The organism is Vibrio chemaguriensis (assembly GCF_012275705.1).
GTDB classification, from domain to species: Bacteria; Pseudomonadota; Gammaproteobacteria; order Enterobacterales; family Vibrionaceae; genus Vibrio; species Vibrio diabolicus.
The window spans coordinates 102,568-127,230 of sequence record NZ_SHOE01000004.1; the positions used below are offsets into that span (position 1 = coordinate 102,568).

A 24,663-nucleotide genomic window follows, 5' to 3' on the forward strand; every position below is an offset into this window, starting at 1 on the left:
TTTAAATCATCACTCACCGGGTGTGACAGAAGCGCCCTAACTACCTTAGATAGCGTGACAGCATCCAGTGCAGGTAGTTAGGGTAGAATGGCCTGTAAGGAAGGCGTTTTAGCGATTAGGAATGATTAGTTTTTCCAGTTGTAGCTCATGCTCATGAAGTACAGAGCAGGCTCATCAAAGCCAGCTTGTAAGCTTGGCGTTTCTGACGATTCCATCAAGATCGCTTCAAACGCGAAACCAATTGAGTTTTCTGAATCCAATGTGTAATCAATGCCTGTACCAATGCGGTACGCCTTGCCAGTAGGAACGGTAATATCACCGTTTGATTGGCTCTCATACATGCTGGTATCGAATGCAAAACCTGCATTCCACATCATTTTTTCATTCAGTTTGTACTGAGTACCCAATGCGATTTGGTAAGTGTCTTGTGTCTCTACGTTCAGCGTGGTTGTGTATTCGCTCCAGTCTTGCCAGTTCACGTTCCACATCACCGCTAGGTCATCATTCAATTCGTGGTAAGCACTGAAGATAAGTTGTTGTGGAGCAATGGAGTTGCTGTTGTCGAATTCAAATTCGGTTTCAGAAGAGTAAGACAGACCAAGACGCGTGCCTGGTGTTGCCTCATAAAGCACACCTACTCGGCCATTAACCTGAGTATTTTGGTCTTCGTCTAAGTATTTTTTATGCACGCCATAGCTAGCCAACGTCCCTTCTACTTCATACATACCGTACTGAATACCAAGCCCCGCACCCACAGACCAGTGATCATTGATGCGGTAAGAAGCGGAAGGTTGAATGGTCAAGGCTTGCGTCGTTGCTGTAGGAATATCTAAATGATTATCCAAAAGACCTTCGTACTCGAGGCCAAGACCGTAGTTGCCATATAAACCAATACCCAGCGTCCATTTGTCGTTCACTTGTTGGCTGTAAAATGCCGACGCCATAGGAACAAAACCAATCACGTTGCCAGCATCGCCAGTCATCGTGTCTAGTTGCGCGTCACCGTAAAGGCCAATCAGGTTACCAGAGAAAGATTTACCAGAAACATTCGCCAGACCAGCCGGGTTTGCAGCCATTACTGAGGCATCTTGCGCACGAGCCGCCATACCAGCGGATGCCAAACCAATATCCGATGCTGTTGTTTCGTAAAGGTATAACCCACCCGCTTGCGCAGCAGCACACGTCAGTAGAGAGCTCGCTACGACGATTTTTGAAAGATTTTTCATGCTAAAACCTATTATTGTTAGGGGAACCCACGCTGCGACGGTGGTTGTATATCAATGAAAGGCATTGGCCAATCGCACACAGCGTGGGGGTGTTGTGGAGTCAGTCGGTTGAAATCAGCGTTATTGCTCGCTCACCTCAAGTTGAGTGGGTTTCTTTCGCTTAAACTTCTCGCGCAGAGATTGCATCATCACGAAGAACACTGGCGTCAGCAACGTGCCTACAAACGTAGAGAGAATCATGCCGCCGAATACCGCAAAGCCCAGTGAGTGACGAGATGCCGCACCAGCACCCGATGCAATCACCAACGGGAATACCCCCCAGATGAAGGCGAATGCGGTCATCTGTACTGCTCGGAAACGGATTCGAGCAGCTTCTTTGGCAGCATCAATGATGGATAAGCCCTTTTCTTCTCGCAGAACTTTGGCAAATTCCACGATAAGAATCGCCACTTTGGCGGACATACCGATCAAGATGACCACACCAATCTGCACGTACAAATCGAACGGTTGTCCCACCAGCAGTAGCGTGCCCATTGCGCCGAGAATCGCGACTGGAACCGCCATCATTACCGCAGCAGGAATAGTCCAACTTTCGTACTGAGCCACCAAGAACAAGTAGGTGAACAGCAAAGACAATGCGAACGCGATTGGTGCCATGTTGCCTGCTTTCATCTCTTGGTAAGTCATGCCTGACCACTCGTACGAGTAACCACTTGGCAAAGACTCTGCAGCCAGTTTTTCAATGGCTTTTACAACATCACCCGAGCTGTAACCTGGCGCTGGCGCACCGTTCACGGTTGCAGAACTGAACATGTTGTAGTTCGACAAGGTATCAGGGCCGAAGATCGGCTTCACTTTCACTAGCGTTGCCAGTGACACCATTTTTCCAGAGCTAGAACGAACAAACAGATGGTCGATGTCGTCGATGTTGTCACGGTATTGCTCTTCTGCTTGCACTTTCACTTGGTACGAACGACCAAACAAGTTGAAGTCAGAAATGTAGGCACCGCCCAACTGTGCTTGCAGTGTGCTGAAGATTTCATTCAACGGTACGCCCATCGAAATCGCTTTATCGCGGTCAATATCGATGTAACGTTGCGGAATGTTCGCACGGAAAATCGAGAACGCACGCGCCACTTCTGGCAGTTGATTGATTTGGGCAACAAAATCAGCGGTTGTTTTTGCCAACTCTTGTGGAGAACGGCCCAAGTTGTCTTGCAGCACAAGGTTGAAACCATCCACCGCGCCCATGCCTTTGATTGCCGGCGTCGCGAAAACGAACGAAGCGGCATCTGGCGTTGAGTTCAGCATTTGGTTAACTTTATTCATCAATGCGCGTTGGTGTAGCTCAGGGGCTTTACGTTTGCTCCAGTTATCCAGTTTGATGATCAACATGCCCGAGTTTGGAATCGACGCCATGTTAATTACCGAGAAGCCCGCAACCGCAACCACGTTCTCCACACCTTCCATCTGTTTTAGCTCATCAACGTACTTCTTCATTAATGGTGCAGTACGCTGCAATGCTGATGCGTCTGGCAAACGCATTTCGACCATGAACACGCCTTTATCTTCGTTCGGTACGAAAGAAGAAGGTACGGTCATGAACGCAAACGCCAGCACCGCAATAAGCGCGCCATACACACCGATACTCAGCACAATGCGGCGGCTCAAGAAGCCAACTAAACCTTGGTATTTGCGCGTTATTGCTTCAAAACCTCGGTTAAACGCACGCAAAGGCGCAATAGGTTGCGAGTGAGTAGATTTCAACATCAACGCACAAAGCGCTGGCGTTAACGTTAATGCGTTGATCGCAGAGATCAGCACCGACACACAGATGGTGACCGCGAACTGGTTGAACATTCGACCAGAAATACCCGGCAATAGCGCAACCGGTACGAATACCGCCAACAAAATAAGCGTTGTTGCCAATACAGGACCCGTCACTTCTTTCATGGCTTGGATCGTGGCCGGAATCGGGTCTAAATGCTCTTCATGGATAACCCGCTCCACGTTCTCCACCACGATGATCGCATCGTCCACCACGATACCGATGGCGAGGATCAAGCCAAACAACGAGATGGTGTTAATGGTCATGCCCATCACGCCCATGATTGCGAACGTCGCAATGATGGAAACCGGAATCGCTAAGGTTGGAATGATGGTCGCTCGCCAGTTCTGCAAGAAAACGTACACAACGAAGGTGACAAGAAGTACCGCAATCACCAGTGTCTCGTACACTTCATCAATAGACGTCTCTACGTATTCGGTAGAGTCATACGCGATGTCGTAGACCAAATCATCTGGGAACGATTTCTCGTACTCTTTCATGGCCTCTTTCACGCGTTCCATCACGTCTAGCGCGTTCGCTGTCGGCAACTGGTACAAGGCCAGAACGGCGGCTGGTTCGTTATTCATACGACCATCAGCTTCGTAACCTTGTGCGCCAACTTCCACACGAGCCACATCTTTCAAGCGAATCAAAGAACCTTTCTTGCTCGCGCGGATGATGATGTTCTCGAACTCTTCCGCAGAAGTAAGTCGACCTTTGGTTTGCAAAACATATTGATATTGCTGGTCACCTGGAGCTGGCATACCACCGATCTTACCCGCCGCCACTTGGATGTTTTGCGTTTTAATTGCGCCAATAACATCACTAGCGGAAAGCTTCAAGGTGGCCAGTTTATTTGGGTTCAACCAAATACGCATTGAGTAGTCTTTCTTACCCAGCAGCGTAATGTCACTCATACCTTCGATACGTTTTAAACGCTCAACAATATTGAGATCCGCATAGTTAGAGAGGTAGATACTATCGTGAGACTGTTTCGGGGAACGCAGTGTAATAACGCCCAACATGTCAGAAGATTTCTTCTTAACCGTCACACCGATTTGGTTTACTTCTTGTGGGAGAGAAGACGTCGCTTGCGCCACCAAGTTGTTCACACGAACTTGCGCCATATCGCCATCTGCGCCCACTCGGAAATAGATACGTAGTGTGTATGAACCATCGTTACCAATCACAGAAGACATGTAAATCATGTCTTCAACACCGTTGACTTTGGCTTCTATCGGCTGTGCAACCGTCTTTTTAACCACGTTCGCGTTTGCACCCGGATACATGGTGCTCACCGTAATTACCGTCGGAGAGATTTGAGGATACTCAGAAATTGGCAAGACTTTCAGGGCGATCATACCCATCAATGTCATCGCCAGTGAGATCACCAAAGCAAACTTCGGCCGGTGAATGAAAAATTTACTTAACATCAGTACTCACTCAGCCTTGTTCACTCTGTAGTTCAACGTCTTTCACCGTTGCACCCGGACGCACTTTTTGTAGACCATTGACGATGACTTTTTCGTTAGCCGCCAAACCAGTCAGCACAGCACGTTTCACACCGTAGGTCTGACCGAGTTCAACGTTACGACGAGACACCACGTGATCATCACCAACCACCATGACGTAGTCACCCGCTTGGTCTTGCTGAACAGCCGCCGATGGGATAAGCAAACCATCAATAGTTTTGTTGCGCAGCTTGATGGTCAAGTTGCCATATTCACCCGGCATAAGCGCGTAAGTTGGGTTATCGAATTGTGCTTCTGCTCGAATTGAGCCTGTTTCTAAATCGATCTTGTTGCCAACAGCGTAGATCTTGCCATCAAGTGGATACAATGAGCCGTCTGAAAGCGTCAGTGTTAAATCAACATCCAGTTTGTCATCGTTACGATGGGCCACATCAATCGCACTTCTTACGCGGCGGTAGAGCTTCTCATCCACATCAAAGCCAAAGCGAATTGGGTCGATTTGAGTGATCGAAACAAGAGGAACGAGTTGAATTTTCGAAATACGGTCACCCACTCGGAAGTTGCTGAAACCCACGCGGCCAGAGAAAGGAGCACGCACAGAGCTAAACTCAAGATCGAGCCTTGCTGAAACCAGCGTCGCTTTCGCCTCTTCTACCGAAGCAATCGCTGCGGCGTGCGCGGCAATGGCGTCATCGTATTGCTGTTCACTGATGCTTTTATCTTTGATGAGTTTCTTCACACGTTCTGCATCACGCGTAGTTTGAACGAGTTGTGCTTTTGCTTTTTGCAACGACGCTTTTGCATACGCCAGTGCCGCTTTGTAAGGACGGTCGTCGATTTCAAACAGCAATTGGCCTTTTTCGACCATATCGCCATCTTTAAAATGAATCGCGGTTAATTCGCCACCGACTCGAGGCATAATATCAACGTCATTTACCGCTTCAGTTCGACCGATAAAAGTATGATAAGGAGTGATTTTTGTTTCGGTTAGGGTAACGGTTTCAACAGAGGGTGCTTGGGCAGTTTTCGTTGCGATATCGCCAGTTTTGCATCCTGATAGTAATGCAGAAGATATAGCAATAGATACCAACGCAAATTTATATTTGGCTTTCATGATAAACCTACTTTATGTAGAAAGTGCCCTAGCCTAAATATTTAAATATATGGATAAACACACTTTCTATTCTGGAAATAAACGAGGGAGTTAGAATTGGTAGTTAAATTCGATACGGTGATCACCATCACCGAAATTAACGTGCTCATTCCAGTTTGCAAAGTAACGAATATTTGCGCGAGGATTAATTTGATAAGACAACGCAAACTCATGAGTTAAGATATTATCTTCACCCGCGTAATAATTATCTTTATATTGACTAGACCCTGACAGTGTATGCATATACATTGGGTTGTAGTTAATCCAGATTTTATCGGTTAATTCAATTTTTGAGTACATACCGACAACGGTGAAAGTACCTGGAATTTCATAACCTTTGTCATCACCACTAAAATCATTAGCAATAGTGACACCCGCACCAGCCAAAGGAAATAGCTGCAACATACCAAACTTAGGTAGGCCTTGAATAAAGCTGTAAGATGCATCTAATTTATCGTTATCAACATCGTAGTTTACATCCAATTGACGGCCTAGACCTTTTGCGACTTCTACTTGGAAATTACGTAGTCGGAAAGAGTCAATGCTGTCATCAACATTGGCATACATTGGATCGTCATTGTCGCGAATGCCAAATAGCTCACCACCAATGCCTTTCATTTCGATGATGTTCATCGCCATGGTGCCAGGCTGGCTAGATTGGTAAGTTTGACCGATTTTGATGTTCGCGCCTTTGTCAGTAATACCAAAGCCCACTTGGGTGTAAACCGCAAGTGGGTCAGACATATCTTGTAGTTCTTCGTCATTATTTGTCTGAGCATAAGCAGAAGACGCGAGTTGAAGGGCTGCTGCCATGATAACAACAGACGGTTTCACTAAATTCATAAAACTGTATCCATTTTAATGATTATAAAATTATTCACGTCATGAGGTCATCATAAATAGCAAGCAACACAACTCGCTTTGGATAATATAAATTATCAAAGCAAATTTAATAATGACGAAACATTAGACGTTTTAATTAAAATAAAATAAAGCGTCGTAAAAGTTCAATCACTGCTACTTATATCTTATATAACTTGAAATTTGGTAAGCTTTACGAAGAAGGGAATATTAAAACTTATGAAAATTAAATTATCATTAGAACAAATGATTAATTAAATTTACCATATAAATTAGGAGTGCAATGGTGTTAGGTGATCGCGATCAATTTTTATTTTTATCGCATATTACTCTTCAGGTAAAGAAGAGAGTTGTAATAAATTGCAAATACCTTAATTTAATTAGCCTTGCGGTCAATTTAGAATAGTTACTCCACAATAAATTGAAAGGAAATCACACTCTGTGATTCCCTTTTATTTTCGAGTGCAAAAGCACCAATGCATTTCGTTAACTAAAAACGCAAACGATTCGCACTATTGCAGTTTCTCTATTCCCATATTGAACAGTGCAAAGCTATAAATATCTGCATTTGTCTCAATTATTTTACGCGTTGGTGTGCCAGCACCATGCCCTGCATTGGTTTCGATGCGAATCAAGGTCGGATTTAAACCCGCCTGTTTTGACTGCAACTCAGCAGCAAATTTGTAAGAGTGAGCAGGAACAACACGATCATCATGGTCACCCGTTGTAATCAATGTTGCTGGGTATTCCACCCCCGCTTTTACATTGTGCACTGGCGAATAACCTTTCAGATACTGGAACATCTCTTTACTTTGCTCTGCCGTACCGTAGTCATACGCCCAACCAGCACCTGCGGTAAAAGTATGATAACGCAGCATGTCCAGTACGCCGACTGCTGGCAGCGCCACTTTAAACAGCTCTGGATGTTGCGTCATAACTGTCCCCACTAACAAGCCACCATTCGATCCACCGTTAATGGCTAACTTGTTTGATGACGTTACCTTTTCATCAATTAGAAATTCAGCCGCAGCAATAAAGTCATCAAACACATTTTGCTTTTGCATTTGAATGCCAGCGTTGTGCCACTCTTTACCATACTCCCCACCGCCACGAATGTTCGCTACCGCGTAAACACCACCAAGCTCCAGCCAAGCCGCACGTGTCGGGCTAAAAGATGGTGTGAGGCTAATGTTGAAACCACCATAACCATATAGGATGGTTGGTGCGCTGCCGTCCATCGGTGTCCCTTTTTTATAGGTGATGATCATCGGCACTTTTGTTCCGTCTTTTGAGGTGCAAAACACCTGGCGAGATTCATACAAAGCAGGGTCAAATGGCGCTTTAGATTTGTAGTACACCTCGCTATCACCATCTTTGATGTTCAGACGATACGTAGTGCTTGGCATCTTGTAGTTGGTGAAAGAATAGTAGACTTCGGTTTCTTCTTTTTTACCCGTGAAACCGTATGCGCTGCCAATATCAGGCAATTTGATTTCTCGGATGCGTTTGCCTTTCATGTCGTATTGCTTCACCATCGAGATCGCATCAACAATATAGCTCGCAAACAAGTTGCCACCCGCGGTAGAAACACGTAACACGTTCTTTGTTTCAGGTATCAAATCTTTCCAGTTTTTGGGCTGCGGCTGACTCGCATCCACCGTCACGACGCGTTTGTTCGGCGCATTAAGGTTCGTAACCAAGTACAGTTTCGTGCCTTGGTTGTCTATCACCCAAGTATCAGAACTGGTGTTATCTAAAATGGTTTTCAGCGGGCTGTTTGGCTTACTCAAATCTTTAAAGAACAGTTTGTTACCCGATGTCGATACGCTGGCTGAGATAAACAAGTAGCGTTCATCATCTGACGTATAGCCGCCAACATAACGGTATTTCTCTTCCTCAAAGCCGCCGAAAATCAGCTGGTCTTCACTTTGCTTCGTTCCAAGTTTATGAAAGTAGAGCTTGTGTTGATCTGTCTTCGCGGAGAGTTCACTCCCCTGTGGCTTGTCATAACTTGAGTAATAGAAACCTTGATTGCCGAGCCAACTGATGCCGCTGAACTTAATATCCACCAGCGTTTCACCGACTGGCTTTTTGGTTTCTGTGTCTAACACAATGACTTTGCGCCAATCGCTACCGCCTTCCGAAATGCTGTATGCGACCAAAGAACCGTCTCGTGAAAAACTCACTCCCGCTAACGATGTGGTGCCATCCTCACTAAAAGTATTTGGATCGAGGAAAATTTCTGCTTCACCATCACCTAGCTGCCGATAAAGCACATCTTGGTTTTGTAAACCGTCATTTTTGTAGAAATAAGTGAACTTACCCTCTTTGAACGGTTGGCTTTGCTTTTCGTAGTCCATGAGCTTAGTGATGCGCTCTTCAATCTGCTCGCGGTAAGGGATTTTCGACAGATAATCAAACGTCACTGCATTTTGTGCCTTCACCCATTCTGCGGTTTCTGGGCTGAGATCGTCTTCCAACCAACGATAAGGATCACTCACTTTTGTACCAAAGTAGTCATCGACAACATTCACTTTTTGTGTGGTTGGGTACGTGATGGCTTTCGGGGTTACCTGTTCAACCGACGATTGCGCCGCTTCATTTGCATGCGCCACAGACAACACACTTCCGAGTGCGAGAGCCGTTGCGAGTGCTAGGGTGTTCTTTTTCATGAAATTCCTTTTTATTTTTCTGTTGTCTTTTTGTGCAATACATCAGAACTCTACGATATATCGACAAAATGAATCTAATTTCATTAAACGAGTTGTGAAAGCCATCCTAACTCCCTTATTTCCCGCCAATTCTACATATCGGTAAGTGGAGGTGTAGAGCTTAGGAACAACGCTGAAGAGCTACGATGGCGTTTACTCTCTTTCGTCTAAGTCAGTTCGATTTGACGCAAAACCCCAGACTCAGAAGCGAAATCTTGGTCGTGACTAATCAGAACAAATCCACCTTTGTATGCATTTAACGCCTGACTAAGCATTATTTTTGACTCGAGATCGAGATGGTTATCTGGTTCATCAAGCAGCAGCAAAGGCTGGGAGTGTTGATGGCTGACGATCAGCATTGCGAGCTTCATTTTCTCGCCACCGCTTAGTACGCATCCCAACCGAAACACAGCGTCTCGACGAAAACCGATCCCCGCCAGTAAGGTTCTCGCTTCACTTTCCGTCATCTCTTGGCAGGTCTCCATTACGTTCTCAAGTAACGAAAGATTTGGATTCACTGCGCCAAAGTGTTGGTTGAGATAATACAAGGGTGTATTCACTTGCAGCTCACCACTCAGCAACGACAACTCGCCAAGCAACGTCTTTAACAAGGTTGACTTTCCGCAGCCATTTTTCCCTTTGAGATGGACTTTATCGTTCGCAAAAATCTGCAAAGTGATAGGAGTAGAATCCCCAAAAGGCAATATACCTTCTTGTATCGACAACACTTTTCTCGAACGGTTCGGATTATCTGCAAGATAAAACTTTTGCGCTTTGAGCTGCTCATGTCGCGATTGCAACGCCCGCTCTTTGGCTTGTAAATGCGCTTGTCTGAGTTGCTCATTCTTATTGCGATTTGAGGCGCTGGCGGTCGCGCTATCCTTTTTGCCATCAAGCAAAATTTTGGGCTGACTGCCGTCTTTGCGCAGTTTGTTCCCTTGCGCGGCGCGTTGGTCTGCTTTTTCGCGATTTTTCTGGGCTTGCTCAGCTAACCGTTTTTTGTGTTTATCGACCTGCGCTAACTGCCTTTCGACCGCTTGTAACTCAGTGCGTTTTTGCTCGGCATACACATCGTAATTTCCACCAAAAACCTGTAAGCCTAGGCCCGAGAGTTCCCAAATTTCCTCCATTGCTCGAAGCAGCTCGCGATCGTGACTGATGAGTAAAATCGCGCCACCGAAATGCCTCATAGACTCTATCAACCATTGTTTCGCCTCGGTATCGAGGTGATTGGATGGCTCATCGAGAATCAAAAGTTCCGTTTCGTTTTCAAACAACTGCCATAACTGCAAACGCGCCAACTGACCACCACTGAGCCGAGCACAAGAGAAATCAGGGTCTTGCGGTAAGCCCATCGCAGCAAGCTGCTGTTTGAGTTTCAGTTCAATATCCCACTGTTCGCCAACCAGTTCGAACCAATGCTCAGAAACATCACCTTGTTCAATCTGCTTTAAAGCATGTAAGACCGAGTCTGTTCCCAGAAACTGGGCGATCGATTGCTGACCTGAAAGCAAATCAGACGGCTGCTGGCGATACATCATGAAAGAAGAGGGAGAAGTCACAACACCGCTGGCAGGTTGAGTTTCGCCCGCCAAAATGGAAGCCAAAAGCGACTTACCGATGCCATTGCGCCCAATCAAACCAACACGTCGTTTAGTCATGGAACAAGAAATAGACTGGAATAGCGTCTCGCCATTATCAAACTGATGGCTAACATTAAAAGCTTGTAAAACTGGCATAATTTGCCTCCTGTATGACAGGGACAACAGCCGTAGCTATGATTTGAGATTGAAACAAAACGCGTGCACAAACGCATTAAGCTTTATGTACAGCTCGACGATAAACGTCAAATCAAAAAGTCGTCTTGTTGCAAAGAAATATCGGAAAGTGAGCTACGCCTACTAACCCTGCAGATCCAAAAAATAAGTAAAAATATGGATAACAGGTTTAGTTCTTCATGTTGGCGTAATCTCCTAGAGAAATGATTTGCGAAGTTTAGCGGGTTTTCTGACTAAAAAGCAAGCAGCATTATTTATCAAAACTTTGAACGATTTCGAGATCTTATCTACACAAATTTTGCCCAAGCCATACTATGCTTACAGTAAAGCTAATCCACATAAGGGCGTGGTAATGAAATACAAACATATCCTTGTTGCACTCGAACTGTCCGATGAGAGCACTGTTCTGATCGACAGAGCCGTAGCGATGGCTAACTATCTCGACTCCGATATTTCATTCATCCATATTGATGGAACTCACGGGGAAATTTATCGTGAGCTCGTAGACATTAAAGAGAACCCAGACCAAAGGCCGCTGAATGAGCACTCTATGGAATGTTTGAGAACATTCAGTGAGTACATGGATTATCCACTCAAACACTTCTTCGTGGGTACTGGTGATTTAGCCGATAAGCTCGAAATTACCATCAAAGAGCAAGAAGTGGACTTGTTGATTTGTGGACATCATCAAGATTTCTGGAGCAAAATCATTTCCTACTCAAGACATCTTATCAACAAGTCACCAGTCGATATTTTAGTCGTTCCTATTCATGATTAATTAGAATTTGACGCTTGCCAAAACCACCAACTTATTTGGTGGTTTTTTATTGATATTGAAACAGCTTAAGCACTTTTCCAAGCTAGCTTGACGGCCATTTATGAGTTACATTTTCTAACCAACCTGCGCTCCTACCGGGCATGGTTATTTAGATAGCAAGGATCCTTATGGCGAATAAAAAAGTATTAATTCTCTTTGCTCATCCTTCCCAGCATCGTTCAGAAGTGAATACTCCACTTTTCAAAGAAGCTCAAAAAATTGAAGGCGTGACATGTGTTGATCTCTATGGTGAATACCCTCGTTTCGATATCAATATCGACCGTGAACAACAACGCTTGCGCGAGCATGATGTGGTGGTTTTTCAATTCCCACTATATTGGTATTCAACCCCAGCAATTTTAAAAGAGTGGCAAGATCTGGTTTTGGAGTATGGCTTTGCTTACGGCACTGAAGGAACCGAACTACAAGGTAAAACCATGCTGTGCGTGCTTTCGGCCGGCGGCAAGGAAGAAGCTTATAAAGCCGAAGGCTACAACCATTTTACGATTCGGGAACTGCTCGCTCCTATCGAGCAAATGTCAGCGCTCACAGGTATGCACTACATTGCGCCTCTTGCTTTGTTCGGCGCACGTACAGCCGAAGAAGAAGGACGAATTCCCCGTCATGTCGAACGGTACAAAAGCCTGCTAACAGCATTAGTCGAAGATAGACTGGATGTTGAAGCAGCTGCGTCATTAATCAAACTCAACAGCGCACTTCCGAAGCTCATCAAGGAGGCTTCATGACAGGGATATTCTTACAAGCCTTCGTGTATTTGATTGCCGCTGTAATTGCGGTACCACTTGCCAAGCGTTTAGGGCTCGGTTCCGTTTTAGGTTACCTCATCGCTGGTGTGGTAATTGGTCCAATTATCGGTTTAGTCGGTGAAGAAACAACGACAATTCAGCACTTTGCCGAATTTGGCGTGGTGATGATGCTATTCCTAGTGGGGTTAGAGCTAGAGCCTAAAATGCTCTGGTCAATGCGAAATCGTTTAATGGGCTTAGGCGGTCTTCAAGTTGGCGGTACCATCGCGGCGATTATGGGTATTGCCCTGTACTTTGAGCAGCCTTGGACCATTGCCTTAGCCATCGGCTTGATTTTCGCCCTTTCTTCTACCGCGATTGTTTTGCAAACTTTTAGCGAAAAAGGGTTAACGAAGACAGAAGGCGGACAAAACGCGTTCTCTGTTTTGCTTTTCCAAGATATCGCTGTTATCCCGATGTTGGCCTTTATTCCATTGCTGGCCCTGCCGGAGTTAGTCGAACAAGCACAAAATGCTGTTCAAACGGCTGCGCAGCATCATGACGATTTAAACCTCGTGGCCGATTTACCGGGCTGGGCGTACGGAATAGTCATCACAGCATCGATAGCGATTGTTGTCGTTGGTGGTCACTTTTTAAGTCGACCTCTGTTGAGCTATGTTGCTAGCTCTGGGCTGCGTGAGATTTTTACCGCCACCGCATTGATGCTGGTGATCGGCATCGCAGCACTGATGAGTTTGGTTGGCTTATCTCCTGCTTTAGGAACTTTCTTGGCTGGCGTTGTATTGGCGAACAGCGAATTTCGCCACGAGTTAGAGTCCAATATCGAACCATTTAAAGGGTTGTTGCTGGGTCTGTTCTTCATCACCGTCGGAGCTGGGATCAATTTCTCGGTTCTATTTGGTGACTTCTGGTTGATCATGGCACTGACCATTGGCGTGATGGTATTAAAGGCCTTGGTGCTATTTATTCTCGCGCTGATATTTAGAGTGAAAGGCAGCAACCGCTGGCTGTTTACCTTAAGCTTGGCTCAAGCGGGTGAATTTGGTTTTGTGTTGCTAAGCTTCTCTGTGCAAAACCACGTCATTCCGTTTGAACTCTCGCAAACTCTTGCGCTGGTTGTTGCTATCTCAATGTTCTTAACGCCAGGTTTGTTCATTCTATTTGACAAATTAATACTGCCGCGTTTTGAAACTCAATCAAACGAAAGGGAAAGCGATACGATTGAAGAAAAAGGCACAGTAATCATCGCTGGTATCGGCCGTTTTGGTCAGATTGTTAACCGCTTGCTTGTTTCTAATGGTGTAACAACAGTGGTGCTCGATCACCAAGCCAACCAAGTTGATAACATGCGCCAGATTGGCACTCGTGCTTATTTTGGCGATGCGACTCGACCAGATATGCTGCACACTGCAGGCATCGAGCATGCGGCTGCGTTGGTCGTCGCAATTGATAACCAAGAATCGAGTGTGGAACTGGTGAAGTACGTCAAACACACGTACCCCAAAGTAACGGTGATCGCACGCGCCTTTGACCGTGGTCACGGCTATCTTTTGCGTCAAGCTGGGGCTGATATTATTGAATCGGAAACCTACCATTCCGCATTGGAGATGGGTGGTCACACGATGAAAGCACTTGGTATTCACCCCTTCTTTGTTGAGCAGCAAAAAGCGACATACAAGCGTGTTGAAGCACGCAAGTCCGAAATACTCTACAAAGCTTGGGAAGATGATTCTGAAGGCGAACGTTATGACAACAATTTCCGACAACTGTTTATTCAGTTAGAGGAAAAAATGGCGGAAGAGATGCAAAAAGATCGCCATGACAAACTCTCGCGCTCAGAACGTGGATGGACTCCACCGCCGAAAGGTTACGCCGATGACTTCAATGAAGATAACGTTCAAGAACTAACACCGCCGAGAGAAGAGCCGATCTGACGGTAACTTGCTCAATATTAAAAACCTCCCGTTTGGGAGGTTTTTCTTTTTCAGTACCGAGTCACATGCCGTGCAGGATAAAATGATCCTCTCACGAGATTACATAAGATCATTCATTAAAATCTCATATTCTTCGTTTGCTTCTTCCACTAAGTGAGAAAGCTCTAACGCATCAGTAACTGCAAGATTGAACTGCCACGGAGTTGTGTCTTCTTTACCACAGATTCGAGTTTCACACCCACGGCTCTCAAAAGACAAATCATCAAACTCTGTGGTATGGCGCTCTTGAAGTTCTACAATCTCAACTTCTAATTTACCGACAGGGTTAACTTTAACGTGAGCATGTAAATCTGAACTGTTAGACAAACAATAATCTCTATGAACCGCAATCATGGCCGCCTCCTTGGTCTGCCAACTGACAACTCACCCATGAGTGTAGACGAGGGAGTTTGAACGTGGGGTGAAATAATAATGAAGATTGATCTGTCTCATTGGAGTAGACAATTATTGTTGTGCTGGTATGAGCCGGTATGAATCTCATCTGATTTAAATCGTTCCTAGATCACAAGAGTTGGCATTTACCGAGACTTTCCCTATTATCGAAACAAATTTACTGTAGTCATTCTTTAGAGGTCAGTATGGAGCTTGAAGCCGTCGCTAAAGCACTAAAAGAGTTAGGTCATCCTACTCGTTTAAGTATTTACAAAGAAGTTGTCAAAGCGGGATACAAAGGTATCGCGGTAGGCGGCGTACAAGAAAAGCTTGGCATTCCTGCATCCACTCTCTCTCATCATATTTCTAGTCTAGCCTCAGCCGGGCTTCTCACCCAACGTCGTGAGGGGCGAACCCTTTTTTGCGTTGCAGAGTACCAATGTTTAGATGATGTGATCGGCTTTTTAAAGGCTGAATGTTGCGTTAATGAGTGCTCATAACTTCATAGCAGACGCGAAAGACTTCGGTTTTACATTAGACTTTACCCGTTCTTGAATGACCGCCGACAAAAATAAAACACCGAGCTCGCTAAGCTCGGTGTTTTATTTTTTAGTTTTCGACGAGCAACATTGAGGCTTTAGGTGGCACAATTAACTTACCGTCAGATGGAACGTCCTGATCCGTCATCAAATCCACCCAGTCACCATCCATTTTCAATGTCAAAGACTGCTGACGCTGCGATTTATTAAGCACGACAACGCCTTTGCTCCCTCGCTTAAATACCAGCATATCATCGTTACCTTCAAGAACACTCATCGACTCGCCATGCGTCATACTATGGAATTGGATCATTTTCGCCATTCGCGGATCGTTCCATGCACCTTGCCATCTTGGTTTGCCATTTTTATCTGTAATACCGCTAGTGTTTAAGTCGGTATAAACCAATGGCACACCACCATCGCGGCCTAGAATGTAGGCATAAGCTAACCATTCGTTTTCCTCATCCATGATCAGATCAAGAAAAACGTCATTGTTAGGAATGTCATGCGTGACAACAAATGTAATCGCGCGACCAGGCGAAAGGGCCTGACCGAAACAGTATGGGTCAATCAACGACTTGAAACTGCCCTTTTTAGCAAACGCCTTAAAAATGGTCGAGAACAACGGGAAATCGTAAGCGCCTAAGCGTGTTTCCTGTAAATACGGCTCAAGAAACAACTGATACTCTTCTTCTGTCGCACCGCCATCAGTAATAATTTCGCCAAATATATGCACATCGCGTGTGATGTCGTCTGTCCAAACACGTTTAAGATGCTCTAACGTCATGTGTTTCGCGGCATCAATACGAAAACCTTTCACACCAATGGCTTTCAGTGCTTTTAGGTAAGCGCGTTGCTGCTCAACGACATGGTCACAAACACGGAGGGTTGGCAAGCCAGGATCGGTTGGTCCACCTGTGATGCGTCCATTTTGTACCTGCCATTTATCTTTCCAGTCTTTAATACCGAACGCTTCAACAAAGTCCTCTTCATCAAAAAGCGGTTGAGATAAGTCGCCAAATAACGTTAGCGACTGATATTTCTGTTTGTTTTGTTGGTATTCCTCCAAGACCTCTTGCCTTGGGTATTGGAGGTCTCGGCGAAGATGGGCCTCATTTGCCATATGGTTAAACACCACGTCAGCGTAAACCCACACGCCAACTTGCTCCAGTTCACGAACCATACGGATAAAGTCTTTGGTATCACCCAACGCATTGTCGATGACACGGTAATCTTGAGGTTGATAGCGCTGCCACCAGCGATCATCGTGGGCGCTTTTCATTGGTGGCGAAACCAACACGGAGCCGTAACCTAGCTCGTGGATTTCTTTTGCTCGTTGGGCAATGTCAGCATACTTCCAATCAAACGCATGTAAGATAACATTCGCACCGAATGATTGTATTTCCTGTGAGCCACTCATGTTGTTCTCCTACTCGTTTTCACTCACGATTACTTGTTTGCATTTTTTTGTGAGTGAATTCAATAGTCGAAATTATAAGAGCTATTCATCAGACGCCCTCACCCTTTTCGCCCTAACTCAAGGCTGAAAATGAAGGCGTAGTGACTCCTCCATTGCACAAGTAGAAACAGTTCTGGACGTAAACGAGTAGATGGCATTCAAGCACACCGCACATAAAATAAATTAAGTCATTGTTTTGTATTGCAAAAAATTGCATTCAAAATATATGAAAGAAAATGCCCGGGTACGCCCTAAAGGAGGCCAAAGACTAAAAACAGCCAAACCACTCTATTGAGTAACTAATTTTTAATAAAGTGAAACTGGCAGGTGGATCACGTTTGGCGCGTATTCAAAATAGCCCCCTTCTGCGTATCCCACCTTAAAACATGGAAGATTACCGTTTGTATCTATCCCGAAATGACTTCAAAATGCGGAACTTAGCTTATGCCTATTGGTATGAATTACCTTGGAGGGTAATCATGAATATCAAAGAGTTTTCTAGCCTCGTCGGCTTGTCTGCTCATACACTTCGATACTATGAAAAAATTGGCTTACTTAAACATGTCCATAGAAACGCGAGTGGGCATCGAGTGTATAGTGCGAAAGATCTAAGCTGGATTAGCTTCGTAAAGCGATTAAAAGAAACTGCAATGCCACTTGAAGAGATTCTGGAATATGCAAAATTAAGGGAAGTCGGCTCAGAGTCTGTACGACAACGCCAAGCCTTGCTAGAGCAACATCAAGAAAACCTCAAGATCCACATTGAACAGCAGCAGAAGCACTTAACGGCTCTAGAAGAAAAAATTGCCTTGTATAAAAGTGGAAAAGTTCGTTGACTTAGAGTTAACTCTAAGGATTAAGGTATGTTTGCATTTATTCACTAGGAACATATCAATGGAACAATCACGCTTTAACAAAGGATTAGAACTACTCTCTCACATTGATGGCGACGCTGGTCATAACGTCATCGAAAGCTTACAAGATATTTGCCCAGATTTAGCTCAGTACACCATTGAGTATCCGTTTGGCGATATTTATGCTCGTCCAGGCTTAGACCTAAAATCGAGAGAAATCGCAACCGTCGCCGCGCTAACGGCAATGGGGAATTGTTCGCCACAACTGAAAGTACATCTCAATGCAGCACTGAATGTAGGCTGCAGCGAGGCTGAAATTAAAGAAGTCATCTTACAGATGTCCGTCTACGCAGGGTTTCCAGCGGCATTAAACGGCATGTTTGCCTTCAAAGAAGTGCTGGCGGAAAGAGCAGAGTAATCACGACGTTGAAATCAATTTAAAGGCAATTAAAAACGGCCCTTGGGGATCGGGCCGTGATTTAAACAACGAGTGAATTAGCGCTCAGGGGTTTCAAGCAGTTTAACCGCGCAATCTACCGCGTTGTTAATGCCTTGACTACTCTCCAACTTGCCTGAACTTGCAGGACCAAGGGCACAAGAATACAAAGCCAGCTGCTTATCGAACGGCAGATCCAACTGTTCATATAGATTTTGTCGGATTCTTGCATGTTGTTCTGGTTCTTGGTTAGCAAGGCTAATCAACGTTTCATAAATAAGCGTTTTCATGTCTTTCCCTTTTCACTTTATTGCACGGGGTGCATATATATTGTATCCGTTTGGAAAGCACAAATCAGAAGCTAGGTCACAGAACGCGTCGCTAAAAAAGTTTATGTGCACGGTAAATTGTAATACAAACCTAAAGCCGTTTAGAAAAAGAGCAAAGGATAACTCGATAAATCAGCCGATTAACTAGCATTCGCCGCTGTTTGATCACAATAGCGTCCGATACAAACAAAAACGCCGCTCAATGAGCGACGTTTTTATCTCGATTTCAGCTAATCAAGCATGTTTTAGTTGAAGTGCACTAACATTTCAACGTCATCACCTTGTTCTGGTGCTTGAAGAGAGAAGTGCACATAACCAGCTTCAGTAACAGGAATCGCAAGGTATTCGTTGCTACCTGCATAGTTGGACACGTACTCGTGTTGCTCAACCGTAGGCCAATGCTCTCTGCTGGCGTATAGATCGACATTACCCGTTTGAGAGTGAGCCGTTAGCCATACACGAATCTCTTCAACACCTTCAGGTACATACACTGCCGCATAACGCTGCTTGTGAACGGTCAGCATTTTTGCTTCACCAGACTCTAGTACCACCGGTGCCGAATCGTCTTGCACTTGTGTTGGCGGTGTTTGCGCTTCAACGTCTAAAGCAGCCACAAGATTCACAGAGTCATAGCTATCACGGCCAGTTAAACTGATGTAGTAACGACCTGCTTTCACGTAACCATCCTGCTCTGGCTCAAATACAATCTCTTCATTGCTGCCATCGCCATACTGGCTCATTTCAAAGTCGTAGTAATGCGCAACTTTGTTGTAGCTCATGTAAAGATCCGCATCCCCCGCACCTTCAATAGATACATTAAAGCGAACGGTGTTGGCTGGTACGTCAACGTAGAACAGTTTTTCGCTGTACGCTTCGCCACTGAGTTGAAGGCTTTGGTTCGCCGTCAATTCAGTCACTTGTGCTTCAGGTTCTGTTGGCTCTTCTGGGTCAGTACCTGGTTGCTCTGGCTCCACTTCTAACGTATCCAACCAGCGCTCAAACTCTGCGTCATATTGTTGGCCTAATGTCGTCACCTGTTGCGCCCACTGTTCAAACTGACCAGTGCGCGACAACGCCAACAAGCTTTCTACGTCTTGCGGATGATTTTCTAGCATGAATCGAACGGCCAAGTAACCCCAACGATAGATACGATTAGTGTCGTGAGAATATGTGGTATCAAACACAGTTGAAAGGCTCAGTTTACCGCCTGCAATCAGTTCGATCGCCGCTTGGTAGCCTTGTTTGTAATGCATGTATTCCGCAAAACCTTCTAGCCACCAAACAATATGACCATGAGCCAAGTTATCACTGAACGAGCCGTACTGGTTAAATCGCGCATCCAAATAGTGCGTGTACTCATGCTCTAGATTCAAGATCGATAAATCTTCGCCATTCGCATAGCGATAAGCCACGAAACGGGCGGTATTGTCCGCTTTTGATGGATTCCCCTCAAGGTACTGACCACCGTTGTCCGTTGTATTACCAAACAGGAACGAAGAATAATCAACGTAGCTGTCGTTGCTAGCAAACACCGCCACTTCAACACGATCATTCAAGTCATCAGCGACAGGTTGATTGCCCGTATTCGCCACTTGATGGAAGTCGGCTTCTTTCGCAGCCAGCACTTCACACGCTTTCGCAGCTTGAGCATCGGTTAGATCTTCAGAGCGAATGATGGCAGGTCCCTGACACTCAAAACGATTTGGCATCACGCGCGCTGCTAGATCTTGCTTCGCTTGGTCTAGGTCCAGACCGTTTAAGCCTTCTGGTGCGTAGTAGCTCATCATCTCTACGGCAGCAAGCCACAGTTTGTCATGCTCACTGCCCAATGGGTAACGCTGCATCACTTGTTGCATCACAGCCAAGGCTTTGCGTTTGGTCTCCTGATCTGGGCTCGCAAGCAAACGACCAGTTTCACGTAATGCATTGAAAACAATAAAGCTCGCATCCGTATCCAATGCCCAAGCGTTATCAGATGCGAATCTCGCTAATGTATCAATATGGTGAGTATTGTTTGCCATGTAGCGGTAGAACTCATCGTTTGCTACATGACCTGCCATAGAACGGAACAGGTTGTTTAAACCATCGACCCATTGCGTGTCCTGCGCGGTTTCACGGTTAAAGTGCATCAACGCGGCCATCATGCTATCCATGGTCAGCGGCAACTGCTTCACGTTATCAACCATCAAAGTCAAGCTCTTCATTGCGCCAACTTGTTCACGGCCTTGATCCAAAGCATGAGGGTTGTTAAGGAATAGGTTCGTCGACTGAGCAAAACGCTGACTCAACGCTTCTGAAAACTCAGGTGTACCTGTGCCAGCATTGTAACGAACGTAGTATGCAGCACGAATAAACTCGCCCAGATTTTCTAGAACACGAGCTTGCTCTGCTTCTCCACGATAGCGGGCAATTTCTTGATCCAACGCGACTTGGATACGGCTTAAGCTCGCTTCGCTGTAAATATCGTTCAGCGTTGCGGAAGGAGCTGAAAACCAAGCGTGGTAGCAATCATACTCAGCACCAGAAACGGCAGCAGCCAAGTCTCTCGATTGTTGTAGATCAGCAACAGCGCACTGGTTTTGTGCAAAAGAGAAGCTAGACACACTCGCTAGCATACAAGCAAGCGCCAAACGATGGCGCGGGAAAAAACGGATATGAGACATAACAACACTCATTGATTATTAACATACATTGAGTGGGGGTTTATATTCTTTACAGCTCAAACAGTGAAATCAGTATCATAAAATTTATGAAATCGCTCCCAAAAATAGGCTTTTTACTCTAAATTTATGGGATCAATCCCAACCCAAGATTTCTCACAATTATCAATAAAAACATTAATTTACCTTTTTCTAAATAACGACTTCATGAGGAAAATTGCCCTTAAACGCCACCCTTAACTCTTCCAGATAGAGTTCACGACAATCAAAGGTTCTAAATTAAATTTTGATGCTTGATACCATCTATTTTTATTTGTGACTCATTTCCAATAAGTTATCGAGTGCATATCAAAAGGCTGGCGTTAATGGTAAATTCTCTGCCAAATCAAACACATTTACTCCTCGAGTCATTGATGAGTGAATAAAGCAGATATTTGGCTAGGGATAATACATGTCACTTTGGGGATTTTTGGGAGCGGGGCTTGCCTACTTCATGACAACGTTTGCCTTTGTTTTTGGCGGCATTTTTTGGTTATGTGCTGAAGGTAATACATTAAGAGAAACAAAGCGCCAGTCATCAATAATGTCCGGGATTATTGCTTGTACTATTGGAACTTGGGTGCTTGCTTTTGGTGTTTACGCTTACGGTTACTTTTGGGATAACTCTTCTCACTATTATTTTTATTTGCTCGCTCCATGGGGACTTGCCATTTTTGGGGTAAAACTTCGTAACCGCTGGGTTAAGCAATACGCTCGTGTAAAACACGCAAAAGAAGAACAGTGGCAAAAGCGCTGGCGAGAATTATTAGGGGAAGATACTGAAGATCTTCCACCATATCCACATGATTACGGGCTCTACTCGGGCATTTGGCAAGCCAATGAAGCGCTCCGAGAACAGTGCTTTGCAGCGCTTCCTCACGGGAAAGCAGTCTACGAGAGAGTGAAAGCCTTCCAAACGATGACCTCCCCCGCTGGTGACATAAACAATCAAGTTTTGCTGAGTAAACTCGACCAACTAGAGGATGAAATCATTCAAGTTCTTGAGCAACACTCGCAAAAGAAAGTAAGCATTGAAACTGGCGCAGGTACTTTACGCAAAGAGTCAAAACGCAATGTTTATCGCCATGAGAATAGCCCAACAGAAGAGCAACTGTGCGATTCAATCAATCTCCAACATGATTTGGATCGAGAGCTACGCAACATTATCTATGATCGGCTCGGTTACGATGGCGAAGATGAGTACTTTTTCCTCCGAGCGCCACTCGAAGAGCTTACCGAGAATGAAACCGCAATCAACTGGATGCTCTGGGGTTTAGTAAGCGACCATTTTGCTGTTGACCCATACCAAACGGCGTTGGATCTCAGCCTAATGAATGCGGAACCAAGATGGGGGCAAAATGAACGGTTTGTAATGATTACGGCTCAATAAACGCAAGTACTAAGTCTAACTTTAATACCACCTATTCTGAAACCACCCTCGCGTTGGTTAACTTAGCCAATAAGCCGCCAACGCGATCACGCATTTCACGTCTGTCTACAATCATATCTAATGCACCATGTGCTAATAAAAACTCACTTCTTTGAAACTCGTCTGGTAGCTTTTCACGTACCGTTTGTTCAATAACACGCCTTCCCGCAAAGCCGATGCTTGCTTTAGGCTCACCAATATTGATGTCTCCCAACATGGCTAAACTCGCCGAGACGCCACCATAAGTTTGGTCCGTCAATACTGAGATATAGGGTAATCTGCGCTCAGATAAGTGGTTTAACGCGGCGCTGGTTTTTGACATTTGCATTAGTGCTACCAAAGACTCTTGCATGCGCGCCCCTCCGCAAGCAGAAAAACACACTAGCCCAGATTTTGTATTAATCGCAGTTTCAACGGCGCGGACAAATTTCTCGCCAACCACCGCCCCCATCGAGCCAGCCATGAAAGAGAATTCAAACGCACAAGCTACAACAGGCAAGCCTAGTAACTTCCCCTGCATCACAACCAAGGCATCTTTTTCTCCAGTCGTTTTCTGCGCGATGGCAATTCGCTCTTTATATCGCTTTAAGTCTTTAAAACCCAAAATATCCTGCGGTTCCAACTCACTTGCCAACTCTTGCTGTGTTCCATGATCCAGAAAAGTGTTCAACCTTTGACGTGCAGCCATTCTCATGTGATGAGAGCACCTAGGACATACTTCCAAATTCTCTTTTAATGCCGCGCGATAAAGTATTTGTTCACATTCAGGGCATTTTGTCCAAACGCCCTCAGGAATAGACGCTTTGCGCGAACCTATTATATTTTTATTCTCAAATAACCTTTCTAGCCAACTCATGAGTACCTCATTATTTATCACCTCGTAGCAGGACATCTGCATCGTTTGCCCGCTCTGACTTTTAAATAAAATTGTATGCTACTCAGTATGAGGATAAAGTGGGATATGCTGGCTTGATAATCCAATAAAGTGGGACAATAGAATGTTTGATAACGTCGACCAAACCTGGTTAAAAAGTTTTCATTGTGTTTATGAGAACAACAGCTTTAAGCGAGCCGCTGAGTGTTTGAATATACCAACATCGAATGTCAGCCGACATATTACCCTGCTTGAAGAAAAGTTAAACATCAGGTTGTTCAATAGAACAACAAGGCGAATGACGCCTACCGAGGCTGGAGAAGAGCTCTATAGCAGCACTCGTCCATTATTGGAACAACTCAACAACGCGCTAGAAACCGTGACTCGCCACTCGCACACCGTAACTGGAGAGCTACGTATTCTTATGCCAGACACACCTGTACTGGCCAAAGCGGTTGTCACCTTTTGCACGCAATACCCGTCAATCTCTTTATCTTGCGATACAACGCTAAACCCTAAAGATGAGATTATTGATAGCTTTGATGTCATTTTGAGTTTTCATAGAGGGACTTTGTCTGACTGCAATTGGGTAGCAAGGGAAATCAAACGCTGGCCCAGTGCTATTTTGGCTGCGCCTCGACTGCTTAATAAGTACGCCAGCCCTTACAAAATTACGGATTTAAATCATGTTCCCTGTATCACGACACTTACTGCAGTAAATGGCGCTCCCTGGGTATTTAAAAATCCCGACGGAGGTCATATTACGCAAACAGTACAATCCTCGTTCAAAGTAAACAGTGGCCATCTCGCTAAATCTGGCGCGTTATCAGGGCTTGGATACGCAATACTTCCAATAGAATCATGCAAAAGTGAGATCGAGAGCGGCAAGCTTGAAGTCATCCCTCTAGAATACGAACCTGAAGATTTAGTGCTTTATGCGTTTTACTCTTCTAGAAAGCACTTAGCCAAGAAAATCTCTATGTTTGTTGAGCACTTAAAACAACACGCGAAGCTTAACGCCTAGTTAAGCATTAATCATTTATCACAATAACTATAAAAACTGGC

At 45.0% G+C, this 24,663-nt stretch carries 19 protein-coding genes; 8 read left to right on the forward strand and 11 right to left on the reverse strand.

Going from position 1 to position 24,663, the window contains the following annotated elements; translation table 11 throughout:
- Positions 1-125: 125 nt before the first annotated feature.
- From EX191_RS05960 to EX191_RS05985, 6 genes are all read right to left on the reverse strand, one after another.
- On the reverse strand, positions 126-1,226 hold the full coding sequence (locus EX191_RS05960; RefSeq protein WP_150917824.1) for an OmpP1/FadL family transporter: 1,101 nt from the start codon (positions 1,224-1,226) through the stop codon (positions 126-128).
- A gap of 120 nt (positions 1,227-1,346) precedes the next feature.
- A complete protein-coding gene (gene vmeQ, locus EX191_RS05965) occupies positions 1,347-4,487 on the reverse strand; it encodes an efflux RND transporter permease subunit VmeQ (RefSeq protein ID WP_193447342.1) in 3,141 nt (1,046 codons plus the stop codon).
- Positions 4,488-4,497: 10 nt separating this feature from the next.
- Positions 4,498-5,640: an efflux RND transporter periplasmic adaptor subunit VmeP gene (gene vmeP / locus EX191_RS05970; RefSeq protein WP_005391278.1), complete on the reverse strand. Its 1,143-nt coding sequence runs from the start codon at positions 5,638-5,640 to the stop codon at positions 4,498-4,500.
- A gap of 90 nt (positions 5,641-5,730) precedes the next feature.
- Positions 5,731-6,522: a hypothetical protein gene (locus EX191_RS05975; protein WP_193447343.1), complete on the reverse strand. Its 792-nt coding sequence runs from the start codon at positions 6,520-6,522 to the stop codon at positions 5,731-5,733.
- A gap of 530 nt (positions 6,523-7,052) precedes the next feature.
- Positions 7,053-9,212, reverse strand: coding sequence for a prolyl oligopeptidase family serine peptidase (locus EX191_RS05980; protein WP_193447344.1), 2,160 nt, complete (start codon positions 9,210-9,212; stop codon positions 7,053-7,055).
- Between the two features lie 206 nt (positions 9,213-9,418).
- Positions 9,419-10,990, reverse strand: a complete 1,572-nt coding sequence (locus EX191_RS05985) for an ATP-binding cassette domain-containing protein (protein ID WP_193447345.1) — start codon at positions 10,988-10,990, stop codon at positions 9,419-9,421.
- Between the two features lie 391 nt (positions 10,991-11,381).
- Here EX191_RS05985 and EX191_RS05990 point away from each other — a divergent pair, with 391 nt between their 5' ends.
- The 3 genes from EX191_RS05990 (at position 11,382) to EX191_RS06000 (ending at position 14,547) form a co-directional block, all read left to right on the forward strand.
- Positions 11,382-11,807: a universal stress protein gene (locus tag EX191_RS05990; RefSeq protein ID WP_005392539.1), complete on the forward strand. Its 426-nt coding sequence runs from the start codon at positions 11,382-11,384 to the stop codon at positions 11,805-11,807.
- A 167-nt stretch (positions 11,808-11,974) separates the two neighbouring features.
- Positions 11,975-12,592, forward strand: coding sequence for an NAD(P)H-dependent oxidoreductase (locus EX191_RS05995; RefSeq protein ID WP_005392538.1), 618 nt, complete (start codon positions 11,975-11,977; stop codon positions 12,590-12,592).
- Entirely contained in the window at positions 12,589-14,547 is a 1,959-nt protein-coding gene (locus EX191_RS06000) for a monovalent cation:proton antiporter-2 (CPA2) family protein (RefSeq protein WP_104972817.1), read from the forward strand. Before EX191_RS05995 ends, EX191_RS06000 begins: the two co-directional genes overlap by 4 nt.
- 99 nt (positions 14,548-14,646) lie before the next feature.
- On the opposite strand, the gene EX191_RS06005 is transcribed toward EX191_RS06000, so the two are convergent.
- Positions 14,647-14,940: a hypothetical protein gene (locus EX191_RS06005; protein ID WP_005392536.1), complete on the reverse strand. Its 294-nt coding sequence runs from the start codon at positions 14,938-14,940 to the stop codon at positions 14,647-14,649.
- Positions 14,941-15,185: 245 nt separating this feature from the next.
- Between EX191_RS06005 and EX191_RS06010 the strand changes: the two genes are divergently transcribed.
- On the forward strand, positions 15,186-15,479 hold the full coding sequence (locus EX191_RS06010; protein ID WP_005375388.1) for an ArsR/SmtB family transcription factor: 294 nt from the start codon (positions 15,186-15,188) through the stop codon (positions 15,477-15,479).
- Positions 15,480-15,588: 109 nt separating this feature from the next.
- Here EX191_RS06010 and EX191_RS06015 read toward each other — a convergent pair whose 3' ends face one another.
- A complete protein-coding gene (locus tag EX191_RS06015; protein ID WP_193447346.1) occupies positions 15,589-16,938 on the reverse strand; it encodes an alpha-amylase family protein in 1,350 nt (449 codons plus the stop codon).
- Between the two features lie 518 nt (positions 16,939-17,456).
- On the opposite strand from EX191_RS06015, the gene EX191_RS06020 reads away from it, so the two are divergent.
- Positions 17,457-17,813, forward strand: coding sequence for a MerR family transcriptional regulator (locus tag EX191_RS06020; protein ID WP_053809604.1), 357 nt, complete (start codon positions 17,457-17,459; stop codon positions 17,811-17,813).
- A gap of 58 nt (positions 17,814-17,871) precedes the next feature.
- A complete protein-coding gene (locus tag EX191_RS06025) occupies positions 17,872-18,249 on the forward strand; it encodes a carboxymuconolactone decarboxylase family protein (protein ID WP_053809605.1) in 378 nt (125 codons plus the stop codon).
- 77 nt (positions 18,250-18,326) lie between these two features.
- Here EX191_RS06025 and EX191_RS06030 read toward each other — a convergent pair whose 3' ends face one another.
- Positions 18,327-18,557: a PAS factor family protein gene (locus tag EX191_RS06030; RefSeq protein WP_005375384.1), complete on the reverse strand. Its 231-nt coding sequence runs from the start codon at positions 18,555-18,557 to the stop codon at positions 18,327-18,329.
- A gap of 284 nt (positions 18,558-18,841) precedes the next feature.
- Positions 18,842-21,259, reverse strand: coding sequence for a M9 family metallopeptidase (locus EX191_RS06035; protein WP_193447347.1), 2,418 nt, complete (start codon positions 21,257-21,259; stop codon positions 18,842-18,844).
- 448 nt (positions 21,260-21,707) lie between these two features.
- Here EX191_RS06035 and EX191_RS06040 point away from each other — a divergent pair, with 448 nt between their 5' ends.
- The gene (locus EX191_RS06040) at positions 21,708-22,685 is read left to right on the forward strand and encodes a hypothetical protein (RefSeq protein ID WP_193447348.1); all 978 of its coding nucleotides are present in this window, start codon (positions 21,708-21,710) and stop codon (positions 22,683-22,685) included.
- 31 nt (positions 22,686-22,716) lie between these two features.
- Here the strand turns inward: EX191_RS06040 and accD are convergent, their stop codons facing one another.
- Positions 22,717-23,580 (reverse strand): acetyl-CoA carboxylase, carboxyltransferase subunit beta, encoded by an 864-nt coding sequence (gene accD / locus EX191_RS06045; RefSeq protein WP_176319678.1) that lies wholly within the window; start codon positions 23,578-23,580, stop codon positions 22,717-22,719.
- A 142-nt stretch (positions 23,581-23,722) separates the two neighbouring features.
- On the opposite strand from accD, the gene EX191_RS06050 reads away from it, so the two are divergent.
- Positions 23,723-24,622, forward strand: coding sequence for a LysR family transcriptional regulator (locus EX191_RS06050; protein WP_193447349.1), 900 nt, complete (start codon positions 23,723-23,725; stop codon positions 24,620-24,622).
- Positions 24,623-24,663: the final 41 nt, after the last annotated feature.

Bases quoted from the DNA above. Each gene is read 5' to 3' on its own strand.
- EX191_RS05960 (WP_150917824.1), bottom strand. From the start codon at position 1,226: ATGAAAAATCTTTCAAAAATCGTCGTAGCGAGCTCTCTACTGACGTGT.
- vmeQ (WP_193447342.1), bottom strand. From the start codon at position 4,487: ATGTTAAGTAAATTTTTCATTCACCGGCCGAAGTTTGCTTTGGTGATC.
- vmeP (WP_005391278.1), bottom strand. From the start codon at position 5,640: ATGAAAGCCAAATATAAATTTGCGTTGGTATCTATTGCTATATCTTCT.
- EX191_RS05975 (WP_193447343.1), bottom strand. From the start codon at position 6,522: ATGAATTTAGTGAAACCGTCTGTTGTTATCATGGCAGCAGCCCTTCAA.
- EX191_RS05980 (WP_193447344.1), bottom strand. From the start codon at position 9,212: ATGAAAAAGAACACCCTAGCACTCGCAACGGCTCTCGCACTCGGAAGT.
- EX191_RS05985 (WP_193447345.1), bottom strand. From the start codon at position 10,990: ATGCCAGTTTTACAAGCTTTTAATGTTAGCCATCAGTTTGATAATGGC.
- EX191_RS05990 (WP_005392539.1), top strand. From the start codon at position 11,382: ATGAAATACAAACATATCCTTGTTGCACTCGAACTGTCCGATGAGAGC.
- EX191_RS05995 (WP_005392538.1), top strand. From the start codon at position 11,975: ATGGCGAATAAAAAAGTATTAATTCTCTTTGCTCATCCTTCCCAGCAT.
- EX191_RS06000 (WP_104972817.1), top strand. From the start codon at position 12,589: ATGACAGGGATATTCTTACAAGCCTTCGTGTATTTGATTGCCGCTGTA.
- EX191_RS06005 (WP_005392536.1), bottom strand. From the start codon at position 14,940: ATGATTGCGGTTCATAGAGATTATTGTTTGTCTAACAGTTCAGATTTA.
- EX191_RS06010 (WP_005375388.1), top strand. From the start codon at position 15,186: ATGGAGCTTGAAGCCGTCGCTAAAGCACTAAAAGAGTTAGGTCATCCT.
- EX191_RS06015 (WP_193447346.1), bottom strand. From the start codon at position 16,938: ATGAGTGGCTCACAGGAAATACAATCATTCGGTGCGAATGTTATCTTA.
- EX191_RS06020 (WP_053809604.1), top strand. From the start codon at position 17,457: ATGAATATCAAAGAGTTTTCTAGCCTCGTCGGCTTGTCTGCTCATACA.
- EX191_RS06025 (WP_053809605.1), top strand. From the start codon at position 17,872: ATGGAACAATCACGCTTTAACAAAGGATTAGAACTACTCTCTCACATT.
- EX191_RS06030 (WP_005375384.1), bottom strand. From the start codon at position 18,557: ATGAAAACGCTTATTTATGAAACGTTGATTAGCCTTGCTAACCAAGAA.
- EX191_RS06035 (WP_193447347.1), bottom strand. From the start codon at position 21,259: ATGTCTCATATCCGTTTTTTCCCGCGCCATCGTTTGGCGCTTGCTTGT.
- EX191_RS06040 (WP_193447348.1), top strand. From the start codon at position 21,708: ATGTCACTTTGGGGATTTTTGGGAGCGGGGCTTGCCTACTTCATGACA.
- accD (WP_176319678.1), bottom strand. From the start codon at position 23,580: ATGAGTTGGCTAGAAAGGTTATTTGAGAATAAAAATATAATAGGTTCG.
- EX191_RS06050 (WP_193447349.1), top strand. From the start codon at position 23,723: ATGTTTGATAACGTCGACCAAACCTGGTTAAAAAGTTTTCATTGTGTT.